Origin of the sequence: Actinomadura scrupuli, assembly GCF_050971785.1 — a bacterium.
Taxonomy (GTDB): Bacteria; Actinomycetota; Actinomycetes; order Streptosporangiales; family Streptosporangiaceae; genus Actinomadura_E; species Actinomadura_E scrupuli.
Window position 1 is genome coordinate 682778 of the sequence record NZ_JBPCCU010000002.1, and the last position, 14068, is coordinate 696845.

The following is a 14068-nucleotide window of genomic DNA, read 5'->3' on the forward strand; positions in this document are numbered from 1 at the left end:
CGGCAAAGATGTGGCGGGTCCCGGGGTGGCGTCTCGTGGTTCCAGGTAGGTCTGGTCGCTGAGCTGGGGGCCGTTCTCCCTGCCGGAACATGGAAAGGATGTGTCCAGTGAACCTGTCGCGTTCCATCGCGGTCGCAGCCGCTCTGGCGTGGGTGCCAGGCGTTCTCGCGGCGGTACCGGCGGAAGCCGCGACCTGCCCGACCGGGGTGCTGTGCGTCTACCCGCAGAGCAACTTCCGAGGCACGGTCACCAGATACACGCCGCGAGATCTGATCGACGGATACCGCTCGGGAGACGGGTCGAGGCCGTTCACCGCCATCGTCGGCTCCGGGTCGGCGCAGAACAGGATCGGTTTCACCGTCACGTTCGCCACTCGCGAGTCCAAAGTCTGCATCACCCGCCCCTGCCCGCAGTACGCCGCCTCCGAATCGGTCCCGAACGGCGCCGACCGGCCGGTCTTCAACAGACGGCACGACCTCGTTCGGCGAGGGCTCTGAGCTCGAACGCCTGACACCCGTTGAAGCTCCTGGCCGTGCGGAGCCGACCGAGACTCCGCGCGACCAGGAGCTTCCGTGTTTCACCGCCGCGCTGCCGTGGCGGCGGGGGAGGTGGCCAGGTAGTCGAGGGCCTGCTGGGTGGAGGCCACCCGTGAGGGGTGGTGCGCGGGCCGCAGGTAGACCAGTGACTGCCTGGCGAACATCCGGAAGACGGCCGGAAGGTGTCCCCGCCGGACCGATCGCAGGTAGGAGACGAACACGCGGGGGAAGGTGACCTTGCCGTGGACGGTGGGGTCCTGGCGCATCAGTTCCATCGCGCCCGGCCAGGTGCCGTAGGCCATCAGGGCCAGGGAGAACACGTAGGCCGCGACCCGCATCGGGTACTTCCCGCCGAGATGCCGGTAGACGTCGAAGACGACCGAGCGGTGCTCGACCTCCTCGGCGCCGTGCCAGCGCAGCATGTCCAGCATGGTCGGGTCGGTGCCGGCCCGCTCCAGACCCCTGTCGTCGATGATCCACTGGCCGAGTACGGCGGTGTAGTGCTCGATCGCGGCGACCATGGCGAGTTCGAACATCAGCAGGCGGCGCCGTTTGCGCGGTGGCATCGCCGCACGCCGGGCGGGCCGCTCGTCGTTGCGGCGTTCCGCTGCCTCGGTGAGCTTGCGGTGGTCGATGCCGTAGCCCTCCAGTAGCCGCTCGAGGACGCCCTGGTGGGCGCGGGCGTGGACCATCTCCTGACCGATGAAGCCCTTGACCTCGGTCAGCAGCCTCTCGTCGGTGATCTCCGGCTGGGCGTCCCTGACGCACTCGATGAACCAGCGCTCACCGGTCGGCAGCATCAGGTGGAAACAGTTGATCAGGTGGGTGGCGACCGGATCACCCGGGATCCAGTGCAGCGGGGTCTGCTCCCAGTCGAAGGAGACCCGGCGCGGTTTGATCAGCGGATGCCGCTCGTCGATACCGCGTGTCGCGCCATCCGGCGCGCTGATGCCGTCCATGACGGTTCCCTCTATTTGTTATGTGGTGCGCATGGCGGTTGAGGATTGGTGTTCCGGCGGCCTGATAACAGGCATCAGCCCCGCACTTTCTGGACCGCGAACGTCACACCCGCGTCGGGGCGGAGATGACGCTCACGGCCGGGCATTCCGCCGCCGCCGCGGCGGGCGGGGCGGCGGCGGTCGCCGTACCACCGGCGAGCAGTGCCAGTGCGACTCCCCGTCACCGTCGTGCCACGAGACATTTTGAAATACCGCCATTCACGGCTCCTTGCGCTCGGCATGGTCCGAAACCCTGGTCTCAGGTTTTATAGGCGGAAGGAGGCGGGCCCGCTGTAACGGCGGCAGAGCCGTTTTTCGCGGCGACTTGTCAACCCGGCACACTTCATTTGCGAAGGCGCAGGTGAACCCGCGGGGCGTGCCCGCGTGGCAATGCCGAATTCGCGTGAAACGGGCGGCGGTTCACCACCCGGCGTTCAGGGTGAAGGGCATCGGGGCGGCCGGATTCCGGTCCGCCCGGGGCCGGTGCCGGCTTCGAACCGGCTGCGCCCGAACCCAGGCGCGCCCGGCGGGGCGGCCGACCGGGCGGCTGTGCGCCGCCGCCCCGGAGGCAAGGCGCCGGTCAGGCTCGGGGGGTTGCACTCCCTGACTCGAAACTGTAACGTCCGATGTCCTGGAATATAAAACAGCATTCCTAACTATCAGGAGTCAGTCATGATCGTGTCGCTGGGGCACACCGGCTTCTGGGTCCGCGATCTGGAGCTCATGCGGGACTTCTACTCGCGGGTGCTCGGACTCGAGGTGACCGACGAGGACGAGACGCTGGGCATCGTGTTCTTCAGCTCCCGCCCGGCGGAGGAGCACCACGAGTTCGTGCTCCAGCGGGGGCGCACCGCGCCGGACGGCGTGCTGCTCACCCATCAGGTCTCCTGGCGTGTCGACAGCCTGGAGAGCCTGCGCGAGTTCCACCGCAGGTTCGAGGCGGAGGGCGTACGGGTCCAGCAGGAGGTGACCCACGGCAACGCCTTCGGGATCTACTTCTTCGATCCGGAGGGCAACCGCAACGAGGTGTACCTGCGGATCCCGCGTGAGGTCCGGCAGCCGTTCCGCAAGAGCATCGACTTCGGCCAGACCGCCGAGCAGATCTACGCCGAGGCGGAGCGGTTGCTCAACGACGGTGGCGAGGCGTATCAGCCGGTCTCGTAGTGGTGCGCGCGAGCACACGGTGGCGTGGTCTTCGGGGTGGTTCGGGGTGGAAGGAAATCGGTGAGTAGCAGCAGCGTGTCCGCGTCGGGCCGGGTGCTCATCGTCGGAGCCGGGCCGACCGGCCTGGCGGCGGCCAACCTGCTCGGCCAGGCGGGTGTTCCGGTGTCGCTGATCGAGCAGCACGCGACGACCAGCGACGAGGCCAAGGCGATCAGCCTGGACGACGAGTCGTTGCGCACCATGCAGGCCGCCGGGTGGGACGACAAGGTGGCCGAGGTGGTCACGCCGGGCACGGGCACCCGCTACTACGACCGCCGTGGCCGTCCGCTGCTGCACGCCAAGGGCCCGTTCCCGTTCCGCCTGGGGCATCCGTTCAAGAACGCCTTCGCCCAGCCCGACCTGGAACGCGTCCTGCTCGACGGCCTGGACCGGTTCCCGCACGTCGAGGTCGCCTTCGAAACCACCCTGATCGGGTTGCGGCCCGGCGCGGACCGGGTCGAGGCGACCATCGTCCGCAGGTCCGGCCGGGGCGGGCCGGACGGGGCGGCCGGCTCCGAAACGCTGCCGTTCGCCTACGTGCTCGGCTGCGACGGTGGCCGCAGCGCGGTCCGGGAGCTGCGGGGCATCACCATGTCGGGCCGCAACCACGAGGAGAAGTGGCTGGTGGTGGACACGCTCGGCGACCAGCGCGACGAGCGGTTCGCCATGCACTACGGCGATCCCGGGCGACCGCACGTCATCGTGCCCGGGCGGGGCAACCGCTGCCGGTACGAGTTCGCGCTGCGCCCGGACGAGGCCGACCTGGGCCAGGTGGTGGACTTCGAACTGATCCGGCGCCTGCTCGCCCCCTTCCGGGCGATCGAGCCGCACCATGTCGAGCGCGCGGTGGTCTACCGCTTCAACGCGCTGGTCGCCGACACCTGGGGGAGCGGACGGTGCTTCCTGCTCGGCGACGCCGCGCACATGATGCCGCCCTTCGCCGGACAGGGCCTGAACTCCGGCGTCCGCGACGCCGCGAACCTGTGCTGGAAGCTCGTCGCGGTCCTGTCGGGCACCGCCGGGCCCGCGCTCCTGGACAGCTACGAGGTGGAACGCAAGCCCCATGCCCTGGCGACGGTGCGGCTGTCGGAACGGCTGGGCACCGTCGTGATGACCCGCAATCGGTGGACCGCCCGCGCCCGGGACGCGGCCGTACGGCTGCTGAAGCTCTTCCCCGGGACTCGGGACTACCTGGAGGCGATGCGCTTCCGCCCGGTCGCCCGCTACCAGCAGGGTTTCGTGCACGTCACCGGCAGAGACGCGCAGCGCGACCTCGTCGGGGTGCAGCTCCCGCAGCCTCGCGTCTACACCGGCGACTACGAGCTGGTCCGGATGGACGACGCTCTCGGTCCCGGGTTCAGCCTGCTCGGCGTGGACGTGGCCGAAGCCGAGTGGGCCGGGCTGGACCCCAGGCTGGAGGGGCTGGCGCCGCGCCGGATCGAGGTGGCACTGGGCGATCGGATGCCGCGCGCCGCGCCGGGACGCCGGGCGTGCACCGACGCCGACGGGCGGCTGGAGGGCTTCTTCCGTGGGATGTCCGGTCACTTCGTGCTGGTCAGGCCGGACCGCTTCATCGCCGCCGTCTTCACGGCCGCGCAGTCGGGCCGGGTGATGGGGGAGCTGGCCCCGTTTCTCGACACCCGGTCCCGGGGGCTCGGCCTGATCGGGCATCCGCCGGAGCACACTTCGTCAGGGATAGAGGAGAACGTGACATGAGGCTCGCCACCATCCGTCTCGACGGCCGTACCGCCGCAGCCAGGATCGACGACGACATCGCCACGCTGCTGGACCACGCCGATGTCGGCGAGCTGCTCGCCGATCCGGACTGGCGGGCCCGCGCGGCCGGGCCGGGGCAGACCCGGACGGTGGCACCGGCCGACTACGCGACGCTGATCCCCCGGCCGGAGAAGATCATTTGCCTGGGGCTGAACTACCGGACCCACATCGCCGAGATGGGCCGGGACACCCCGCGGTATCCGACGTTGTTCGCCAAGTACTCCGGGGCGCTCATCGGCGGCCATGACGACATCGTGCTGCCGGTGGTCAGCCGGGACGTCGACTGGGAGGCGGAGCTCGGCGTCGTCATCGGCCGGCCGGGGCGGCACATCCGGCACGAGGACGCGCTGGCGCATGTCGCCGGCTACACCGTCGTCAACGACGTGACCGTACGCGACTACCAGCACCGCACCCGGGAGTTCCTGTCCGGCAAGACCTTCGAGCACACCACCCCGGTCGGCCCGGTGCTGGTGACGGCCGAGGAGTTCGGCGACGCCGAGCCGGATCTCGAGATGGTCTGCGCCGTCGACGGCGAGGTCATGCAGCGGGCGCGCACCAGCGACCTGCTGTTCGGCGTCCGCGACATCATCAGCTACGTCAGCGACATCATCACGCTGCGTCCGGGCGACCTCATCGCGACCGGGACGCCGGGGGGCGTGGGGGCGGGCCGCTCTCCCAAGGTGTTCCTCACCGAGGGCCAGGTGCTCACCACGAGCATCGAGCGCCTGGGCACCCAGCGCAACGTCTGCGTACCCGAGAAGGTCTGATCGGCGGGAAGGTCCGGCCACCGGCCGGAGGGCCCGGCCGGGAGGTCACATGTCCAGCCGGGCCAGCGCGCCGGAGATCTCCTCGGCCGCCGCCCGGACCTGGGAGATCAGCGTCTCCGCCCGCTCGTCGCTGACCCGGTGGGCGAGCGCCGCCACGCTCAGCCCGGCGGTGACCGTGCCGTCCGGGCCGAGGATCGGGCTGCCGATGCCCAGCACGTCGTCGTCCAGCTCGGCGTGGGTGACCGCGTAGCCGAGCTCGCGGATCTCCTTGAGGCGCTGCTTCAGCGGCTCCGAGTCGACGATCGTCGCCGGGGTGAAGCGGGTGAAGGGCGCGTCGTCGAGGATCTCGTTGAGCACCTTCGGCGCGAGCCAGGCCAGGATGCAGAACGCCGAGGCGCCGGCGTTGGGGGGGAGCACCTGCCCGCGTTCGTAGGAGATCCGGATGCGGGATCCGGGTGCCTCCTCGCGTTCCAGGCAGACGATCGCATGGCCGCTGAGCCGGGTCAGCAGGACCACCTCGCCGGTCTCGGTGGCGAGGCGCCGCATGATCGGCACGGCGAGCTGGGACAGCCCGATGCCCCGCCTGGCCAGCCGCGCCAGCTCGAAGACGCGCTGGCCGAGCCGGAAGCCGCCGGGCGCCTCCTCGATGAAGCCGGACGACCCCAGGCTCTGGATGTAGCGGTACGTCGTCGACCGCGCGACGCCGAGCTCCTCGGCGATCTCGGTGGCCGACAGCACCAGCCTGTCGTCGGTGAACAACAGCAGAATGTCCAGCGCGCGGTCCGCTGTGGAGTTCCGTTCGCGGTATCCGCTGTTCTTGGTCATCCCACCCATGGCACAGAGCATGGCACGGAATTCCACGCGACGGGTGACCGGGGTGCGCGGACCGCGGTCGGCGGCCGACCGTTCGTGATCGTTGACAGGAGAGTACCGCCGACCTAGGCTCTGTCTCGATTTGCAGTACAACTATCCTGATAAACGAGACTCATTGAAGCCATGGAGGGTGCGGTGTCCGAGATCATCCAGGGTCTCCGCCGGGTGCGCTGGCCCGACGGCAAGCGCCTGTGCGTCACGATCGGCGTCGCCTTCGAGGACTTCGAACGGCAGAGCCAGTACCACCAGGAGCGGGTACGGCCCGGACAGGTCGACCGGTTCTCGTTGTCCTACGCCGACTACGGGTGGCGGGTCGGGGTGTGGCGGCTGCTGGACTTCTTCGGCGCGCAGGGGGTCCCGGTGAGCTTCTCCTGCAACGGCCTGGCCGCCGAGCGGCATCCGCGGGTGCTGGCGGCGATGATCGACGGCGGCCACAGCGTGGTCGGTCACGGCTGGGCCAATGATCGTCTGCTCGCCGCCTTCGAGGACGAGGAGGCGGAGCGCGCGGAGATCCGGCGCACCCTCGACGCGATCGGCGAGGCCGCCGGCTCCCGGCCGGCCGGCTGGATCAGCCCGGGCAACATGGGCTCGGAGCGGACCCCGTCGCTGCTGGTGAGCGAGGGCGTGCGGTGGTGCGGAGACGACGCCAGTGACGACCTGCCCTACGTGCAGAACATCGGCGGCCGCCCCCTGGCGATCCTGCCGAAGGCGAACCTGGCGGCCAATGACCTGGTGCAGTGGATACTGCCGCAGAACTCCCCCTCGGTGTTCGCCGAGACGCTGCTCGACGCGGTGACCACCCTCGATCGCGAGGCGTCCGCGGACTCGGGCGGGTGGATCGACATGGTCCTGCACTGCCACATGGCCGGGCGCCCGGCGTTCCTGCCCACCCTGGCCCGGGTGATGGAGCGGCTCCGCGAGCTGGACGGCGTCTGGTGGGCCGCCAAGGACGACCTGGCCGAGGTGGCGCTCGCCCGGCCGATGACCCGCGACGACGACGTGAGGGGAGCCGCCCGATGAGCGGCGAGACCGTCTTCGACCCCCTGGACCTGGCACACCACCGCGACGCGGTGGCCCGGCTGAGCCGGGCCCGCGAAAGCTGCCCGGTGTCACGACCGCATCCGCACATGTACGTCGTCGCCGCGATGGCGGACGTGGAGCGGGTGCTGGTGGACCACACGACGTTCTCCGCGCGCAGCAACTTCCGGCTCGACCCGGTCAACGGCGCGAAGTTCGTCAAGACGGCCACCTCGATCACCTCGCTGGACCCGCCGGAGCACACGGAGGTACGCCGCCGGCTGCGGCACTGGTTCGCACCCCGCGCTCTCCGGCTGCTCGAGCCGCGGGTCGCCGAGCTGGCGGCGGCGCAGGTGGCCGCGCTGCCGGCCGGCTCCGTGGTGGACCTCCTGCCGCCGGTCAAGACGCTGGCCGGGCAGGTCGTCTACCACCTGATCGGCGCTCCGGAGGCCGACTGGCCCCGGCTGCAGGCCTGGACCGACGCGTTCCACCATCGGCTGCCCGCCCCCTTCGACGACATGCCGGAATACCTGGACATGGTGCGGTATCTGGAGAACCTGCTCGACGGGTACATGTCTGGGCGGACCGCCCCCGACCACTCGGTCATCGCGGGGCTGGCGGCGGACGCGGCGGCCGGGGAACTGCCGGTCTCCGAGGCGGTGACGCATGTCCGCCAGCTGATCCAGGCCGGTACCGAGACCACCAGCACACTGATCGTCAACCTGCTGTACGAGCTGCTGCGGGAGCCCGGTCGCTGGCAGCGGCTGTTGCGGGAGCCCGAGCTGGTGGACCGGGCCATCGAGGAGTCCCTGCGCCACGACCCGCCCATCCAGTACGTGATGCGGACGCCGCACGAGCCGACCACGGTCGGCGGCTGTCCCATCGAGCTGGACGAGCAGATCGTGGTGAGCCTCCAGTCGGCGAACCGGGACGAGGGCTTCTGGGGTCCGGACGCCGGCGTCTTCGATCTGGATCGGGAGCGCACCGGCGCCCATCTGGCCTTCGGCCGGGGATCGCACGCGTGCCTCGGTGCGCCGATCGCCCGGATCGAGGCGCGGTCGCTGGTGCGGGAACTGCTGCGGAGCCGTCCCGGCATCACCCTCGACCCGTCCTATGTGTACGAACAGGCCGATGAGCTGATGGTCCGGCGGCCCACCCGGCTGCTCGTCCAGATGCCGCGGGAGACACCGACGTCGGAGGAGTCGAGATGACCGAGACCGGAGCCGTCCTGGACGGCGCCACCTTCCGCAGCGTGCTGAGCCAGTACCCGACCGGTGTGTGCGCGATCACCGCCGTGGGGGCCGACGGAGGTCCGGTCGGCATGGCCGTCGGATCCTTCACCTCGGTGTCGCTCGATCCTCCGCTCGTCGCGTTCCTCGCCGACCGGTCCTCGACCACCCTGCCGAAGGTGCTGGCGGCGGGCCGGTTCTGCGTCAACGTGCTGAGCGACCGGCAGGAGCCGGTGTGCCGGGCGCTGGCCACCCGCGGCCCGGACAAGTTCCGCGACCTCGCCTGGACGCTGACCGGTGCGGGCCAGGTCCGGATCGACGGTGCCATCGCCTGGATCGACTGCGTCGTCGACACCGTCGTCGAGGCGGGCGATCACAAGATCGTCATTGGTGCCGTGCAGGCGCTGGAGAGCGCGCCGGCGGATCTGCCCCTGCTGTTCTTCCGTAGCGGGTACGGCAGGTTCTCCGCCGGCTCGCGGGTGATGGCCTCCGCGCCCGACCTCGTCGACCAGATCAGGCGGGCGGATCGGGCCCGGCCGAGCCTCGAACGGGTGGCGGACCGGTTGAGCCTGGAGTGCGTGGCGGTCGCCGGCGTCGACGGCGACGTCGTCCAGGTCGCCGGTGCCGGACGGCCGCGCTCGGGCGGCCCGCCGTCCCGGGTCGGGGTGCGGATGCCGTTCGCCGCCCCGATGGGCGCGATGTTCGTCGCCTGGGCGGACGAAGCGACCGCCGACCGGTGGCTGAGCGGCATCCCGGGGCCGCTCGGCGGCCGGCAGCGTGCCGCGTACCTGGAGGCGCTGCGGCGGCTGCGCGAGCGGGGATGGTCGGTGACGCTGCGGCAGCCGGCGATGGACACGGTGGACGACCTGCTCGACGCGCTGGCGGCCGGTGGCGGGGATGCCGACCTGGAGCGGCGGCTGCGGGAGCAGCATGCCCTGCTGGGCGGCCCGGCGGCCTACGACGTCACCGAGATCGACCCGGAGGCCGGGTACGAGGTGCGCAGCCTGGGCGTCCCGGCCTTCGACCATGACGGGAGCGTGTCGATGTACGCGGCGCTCTTCGGCTGGCCGGAGCGCGTCAGCGGGGCCCAGCTCCTCGACGCGCTGGAGGCCCTGCGTGAGGTCGCGGACGCGCTGAGCGCCTGAGCGAGCGGGCCGCTTCAACGTCCGGCGATCGGCGGATCCGGGCCGTGCGAGACGGGTACATGCCCCTTCTTCCCGTCTCCGGGACACCAGGGCCGCCGAGCACTGATCGTCCGTGCGTGGGCGGGCCCGTGAGACCTGCACGGACAGTCACATAATGTGATGAACGGTGGCGCGGCCCCCACCGCAGGAGCGGGCCGCCCGGAGCGCTGCGCCGGCACTGACATCCCGGCCGGCCCGGCCGGCGGCGGTCAGGCCCGCCCGCGGTGTCCACGCCCTCGGGGGGACCGCCTCGTCTCCCTCGTTCCCGCTGCTCACAGGGCCATCCGGGGCCATCGGCCGAACACCACATCGGAAATCTTCATGCGCTGTTGAGGCTGTTGACACCCTCGATGACCAGCGCCTATCTTTGTCCTACATAATCGGACTCTAGTCCTGATAAACAGGACAACAGAATCCTGGCGAGGAGTGTCTGTGAAAAGTTCACTGGGAATCCACCGTGGCTGGCTGAGCGTGGCCGCCGCTGTGGCGGTGCTCCTGAGTGGCTGTTCGAGTTCCGACGATTCGTCGTCGTCCGGATCGGCATCGAATGCGGCCGTGCCGCAGAGCTCGTCAACGGCGTCCCTGGATCAGTCACTGGTCGCCATGCTCCCGCCCGAGATGCGCGGGAAGACCTTCAAGGCGGCGGCGCTGTTCCAGCCGCCGTACCTGCTGCAGGACTCGTCCGGCAAGATCACCAGTGGGCTGGACATCGATCTGTTCAACGAGTTCGAGAAGCGGCTCGGCATCAAGTTCCAGCTCGTCGACACCAGCTTCGCCTCGATCCTGCCGGGCCTGCAGTCCGGGCGGTGGGACCTGTTCGGCGGCATGGGCGACTTCAAGGCGCGGCACGGCAGCGCGACCTTCGTCGACATCAACAAGGTGGCCTCGGGCGTGCTCGCGCCGGCGAAGTCCAAGAAGATCAGCTCGCTGACCGATCTCTGTGGCGGAAGCCTGGGGACGATCGCGGGCTCGATCGCGGGCGACATCGCGGCGAACGCCTCCAAGGCGTGCGCGGGTCTCGGCAAGCCCCCGATCAAGCTGAGCGTCCTGCCCGACAAGGCGGCGCTGGAGCTGGCGATGCTCTCCGGCCGCCTGGACGCCTACACCGACACCAACCTCGTCACGCAGTACACCGCCTCCGTGTCGTCGGGCAAGTTCGTGAGCTTCACGCTGATCCCGAACGCGATCAACGGTCCCGACAACATCACCGCGATCGCCCTGACCAAGGACAACAAGCTCGCGCCGGTGCTGGTGGCGACCCTGAAGAAGATGGTCACGGACGGTACCTACCAAAAGCTGTACGACAAGTACGGCGTCGGTGACCTCACCCTGCCGATCGACAAGATCAAGATCAACGGCGGCCTGAACTAGCGCGGGGATCGTGACGGAGACGGGTGGACCTGGCGATGAGTGCTGAACCGAGCGTGCGCGGGGCGGACGCGGCCACGTACCTTCTGATCGACCGGGAGGTCGCGCGGGTCGAGCCGCTGTTGCACGAGCTCGCCGCGGACCTGCACGCGGATCCCGAGACGGGCTTCGAGGAACACCGCTCGGTGCGGCGGATCGCCGGGCTGCTGCGGGCCGAGGGCCACGCGGTCCGGACGGGCACCTTCGATCTGCCCACCTCGTTCGTGGCCGGGACGGGGACCGGCCGCCCGCATTTCGCGCTGCTCGCCGAGTACGACTCGCTGCCGGGGCTCGGCCACGCCTGTGGCCACAACGTGATCGCCGCGATCTCGGTGGGCGCCTATCTGGCCGCGGCCCCGGTGGTCGAGCGGCTCGGCGGGCGGCTCTCCCTCATCGGCACCCCCGCCGAGGAGGGCGGCGGCGGCAAGGAGCTGATCCGGCGGCGCGGCGGGTTCGCGGACGTCGACGCCGCGATGCTGGTCCACCCGGAGGACAACGACACGATCTACTCGGCGACGAGCGGGCTGCGGCAGGTCAGGGTGGTCTACCGAGGCCGGCCGGCGCACGCGGCGGGCAGCCCCCACAAGGGGATCAACGCCCTGGACGCGATCGTCACCGCGTACCAGTCGCTGGCGCAGCTACGGCAGCACATCACGCGCACCCAGTCGGTGCACGGGATCATCACCAAGGGCGGCGACACTGCCAACGTGGTACCCAGCCTGACCGAGGGCGTGTTCCTGGTACGCGCCGCGGACCTCGCCGCGCTGGGCGAGCTGTCCACCCGGGTGGAGGCGATCTTCCAGGCGGCGGCGACCGCCACCGGGTGCGAGGTCGCCCTGGACTGGAGCGAGCGCATCCCGTACCTGCCGCTGAACGTCAACGAGACGCTCGGGGACAGGTACGGAGCGCACCTGGAGCGACTGGGGTACCCGATCCCCCCGCAGCCCAGGGCACTCCGCAGCACCCCGCCGTCCAGCGACGTCGGCAACATCAGCTACGAGGTGGCCACCGTCCAGCCCACCATCGCCATCGCGCCGCCCGGGGTCGCCAACCACACGGCGGAGTTCGCCGAGTACAGCGTCGGCGCCATGGCCCGGCGTGCCGTCGCGGTGGCGGCAGCCGCGCTGGCCGGCACGGTGGCCGACTTCCTCGCCTCACCCGGCCTGCGCGCCGCCGTGGGCGCGGAGCTGGCGACCGCCGCGTCGCCGGTCCCCGGCCTGGCCGGGCCGGGAGACGCCCCGGGGCCGGCCGCGCCCCACGACTCTGGAGACCCGCATGCCTGACCACGATCCGCGCAACGTCCTCGTCACGGGGGGAGCGGCCGGGATCGGCCTCGCCATCGCCCAGCGCTTCGCGCGCAAGGGCGCGAGCGTCGGCCTGCTCGACCGCAGCAGAGCACAGCTCGACGCGGCGCTCGCCGCTTTCCCGGCGGACGCCCGGGTGGACGCGCTGCACGCCGACATCGGCCGGCGAGACGAGGTGGAGGACGCCATCGCCACCTTCACCGGGCGCCGGGGATCCCTGGACGTCGCCGTCAGCAACGCCGGGGTCGCACCGAACCATCTCTTCCTGGAGATGGACGACGACCAGTGGCAGTCGGTGATCGGCACCAACCTGACCGGCGCCTTCGTGTTCATGCAGACCGCCGCGCGGGTGCTGGTCGGCCAGGGCCGGGGCGGCAAGATCTGCGCTATCTCCAGTGGAGCCCGGCAGTCGGCCCGGACCGGTGCCGCGGCGTACTGCGCCTCCAAGGCCGGGCTGGTGATGCTCGCCAAGGTGATGGCCCTGGAGCTCGGCCCGCACGGCATCAACGTCAACGTGGTCTCCCCCGGATTCATCGATCACGGGACCCGGCCGGGCCTGGGCGCGTTCACCAACGACGAGTACGTCGCGGCCATGAAGACGCTGGTGCCGCTGCCCCGGATGGGAGTCGCCGACGACATCGCGGCGGGCGTCGAGTACCTGTGCTCGCCGGACGCGGACTGGGTCACCGGAACGGTGCTCGACGTCGACGGCGGCAGCTCGACCGGCCGGGCGGCGCTGCCGCGCAACTGACGTGAGAGAGAGAACGCGACCATGACGAAGGACCACATGACGCCCGGCGCGATCGACGTCCATGTCCATTTCCTGCCGGACGCCTACCGGCGGGCCGCCATCGACGCCGGTTACCGGCTCGCCGACGGCCTGGCGCCGCCCGGCCTGCCGGAGTGGAGCGCGGAGCGGCACCTGGAGGTGATGGACGGGCTCGGTGTCGAGACGGCCGTGCTGTCGGTGTCCTCCCCGGGCGTCCTGCTCTATGACGAGCCGGCCCGGGTCGCCGAACTGGCCCGTATCGTCAACGACGAGGGCGCCGCGGTGGCCGCCGCGCACCCCGGCCGGTTCGGCTTCTTCGCGAGCCTTCCGCTGCCGGACGTCGAGGCCTCGCTGGAGGAGATCCGCCGCGCGTTCGACGAGCTCGGCGCGGACGGCGTCGTCCTGATGACCAACTACCGGGGCGTCTACCCCGGTGACCCGCGCCTGGCGCCGGTGTTCGCGGAGCTGTCCCGCCGGGAGGCCGTGGTGCTGTTGCACCCGACCTCGCCTGCGTGCGCCGTCGACGGGGTGATGGTGGGCTGGCAGCGCCCGATGATCGAGTTCTTCTTCGAGTCGACCCGTACCGTCACCGACCTGATCCTGACCCGGACGCTGAGCGACAACCCCGGCATCAGACTGATCGTGGCGCACGCCGGTGCCGCCCTGCCCGCGCTCGCCTCCCGGGTCGCCCGCAACGTGCACCGCCGCAACGCCGCCGCCGGCCCTGACGAGCGGCTGCCCGACTTCGACGAGTCGCTGGCGAATCTCTGGTACGACCTGGCCGGCAGCGTCTACCCGCATCAGGTGCCGGCGCTGCTGGGCATCGCCAGGCGGGACCACGTGCTGTATGGCAGCGACTGGCCGTTCACCGCCGCGGAGACGGCAGGCGAGCTGCGGCGGGACTTCGAGAAGGCGCCGGAGTTCACGGCGGAGGACCGGCAGGCGATCCTGCGCGGCAACGCGGCCGGGCTGCTGGCCCGTTTCGGCGCTCAGGCGGAGCACTGA

At 70.8% G+C, this 14068-nt stretch carries 13 protein-coding genes; 11 read left to right on the plus strand and 2 right to left on the minus strand.

Annotation, left to right across the window (positions count from 1 at the left end; translation table 11 throughout):
* Nucleotides 1-107: 107 nt before the first annotated feature.
* The gene (locus ACRYCC_RS10875; RefSeq protein WP_433810866.1) at nucleotides 108-497 is read left to right on the plus strand and encodes a peptidase inhibitor family I36 protein; all 390 of its coding nucleotides are present in this window, start codon (nucleotides 108-110) and stop codon (nucleotides 495-497) included.
* A gap of 80 nt (nucleotides 498-577) precedes the next feature.
* Here the strand turns inward: ACRYCC_RS10875 and ACRYCC_RS10880 are convergent, their stop codons facing one another.
* The gene (locus tag ACRYCC_RS10880; protein WP_433810868.1) at nucleotides 578-1495 is read right to left on the minus strand and encodes a metal-dependent hydrolase; all 918 of its coding nucleotides are present in this window, start codon (nucleotides 1493-1495) and stop codon (nucleotides 578-580) included.
* 711 nt (nucleotides 1496-2206) lie between these two features.
* Here ACRYCC_RS10880 and ACRYCC_RS10885 point away from each other — a divergent pair.
* Genes ACRYCC_RS10885 through ACRYCC_RS10895 form a run of 3 tightly spaced genes read left to right on the plus strand, consistent with a single transcriptional unit; the run spans nucleotide 2207 to nucleotide 5280 of the window.
* Nucleotides 2207-2698: a VOC family protein gene (locus ACRYCC_RS10885; protein WP_433810870.1), complete on the plus strand. Its 492-nt coding sequence runs from the start codon at nucleotides 2207-2209 to the stop codon at nucleotides 2696-2698.
* A gap of 60 nt (nucleotides 2699-2758) precedes the next feature.
* A complete protein-coding gene (locus ACRYCC_RS10890; RefSeq protein WP_433810872.1) occupies nucleotides 2759-4453 on the plus strand; it encodes an FAD-dependent monooxygenase in 1695 nt (564 codons plus the stop codon).
* Entirely contained in the window at nucleotides 4450-5280 is an 831-nt protein-coding gene (locus ACRYCC_RS10895) for a fumarylacetoacetate hydrolase family protein (RefSeq protein ID WP_433810874.1), read from the plus strand. Before ACRYCC_RS10890 ends, ACRYCC_RS10895 begins: the two co-directional genes overlap by 4 nt.
* Nucleotides 5281-5325: 45 nt before the next feature.
* Here ACRYCC_RS10895 and ACRYCC_RS10900 read toward each other — a convergent pair whose 3' ends face one another.
* Nucleotides 5326-6114, minus strand: coding sequence for an IclR family transcriptional regulator (locus ACRYCC_RS10900; RefSeq protein WP_433810876.1), 789 nt, complete (start codon nucleotides 6112-6114; stop codon nucleotides 5326-5328).
* A gap of 174 nt (nucleotides 6115-6288) precedes the next feature.
* Between ACRYCC_RS10900 and ACRYCC_RS10905 the strand changes: the two genes are divergently transcribed.
* The 7 genes from ACRYCC_RS10905 to ACRYCC_RS10935 all read left to right on the plus strand — a co-directional run bounded on the left by ACRYCC_RS10905 (nucleotide 6289) and on the right by ACRYCC_RS10935 (nucleotide 14068).
* Complete coding sequence (locus ACRYCC_RS10905) at nucleotides 6289-7173, plus strand: polysaccharide deacetylase family protein (protein WP_433810878.1); 885 nt, start codon at nucleotides 6289-6291, stop codon at nucleotides 7171-7173.
* Nucleotides 7170-8381 carry a cytochrome P450 gene (locus tag ACRYCC_RS10910; protein ID WP_433810880.1) on the plus strand — a complete coding sequence of 404 codons (1212 nt, stop codon included), beginning with the start codon at nucleotides 7170-7172 and terminating at the stop codon, nucleotides 8379-8381. Before ACRYCC_RS10905 ends, ACRYCC_RS10910 begins: the two co-directional genes overlap by 4 nt.
* Nucleotides 8378-9544, plus strand: coding sequence for a flavin reductase (locus ACRYCC_RS10915; protein ID WP_433810883.1), 1167 nt, complete (start codon nucleotides 8378-8380; stop codon nucleotides 9542-9544). The genes ACRYCC_RS10910 and ACRYCC_RS10915 overlap by 4 nt, the downstream gene beginning before the upstream one ends.
* Before the next feature lie 594 nt (nucleotides 9545-10138).
* On the plus strand, nucleotides 10139-10954 hold the full coding sequence (locus ACRYCC_RS10920; protein ID WP_433810885.1) for a transporter substrate-binding domain-containing protein: 816 nt from the start codon (nucleotides 10139-10141) through the stop codon (nucleotides 10952-10954).
* A gap of 35 nt (nucleotides 10955-10989) precedes the next feature.
* On the plus strand, nucleotides 10990-12273 hold the full coding sequence (locus tag ACRYCC_RS10925; protein WP_433810887.1) for a M20 family metallopeptidase: 1284 nt from the start codon (nucleotides 10990-10992) through the stop codon (nucleotides 12271-12273).
* A complete protein-coding gene (locus ACRYCC_RS10930) occupies nucleotides 12266-13045 on the plus strand; it encodes an SDR family NAD(P)-dependent oxidoreductase (RefSeq protein WP_433810889.1) in 780 nt (259 codons plus the stop codon). The genes ACRYCC_RS10925 and ACRYCC_RS10930 overlap by 8 nt, the downstream gene beginning before the upstream one ends.
* A gap of 21 nt (nucleotides 13046-13066) precedes the next feature.
* Nucleotides 13067-14068 carry an amidohydrolase family protein gene (locus tag ACRYCC_RS10935; protein ID WP_433810891.1) on the plus strand — a complete coding sequence of 334 codons (1002 nt, stop codon included), beginning with the start codon at nucleotides 13067-13069 and terminating at the stop codon, nucleotides 14066-14068.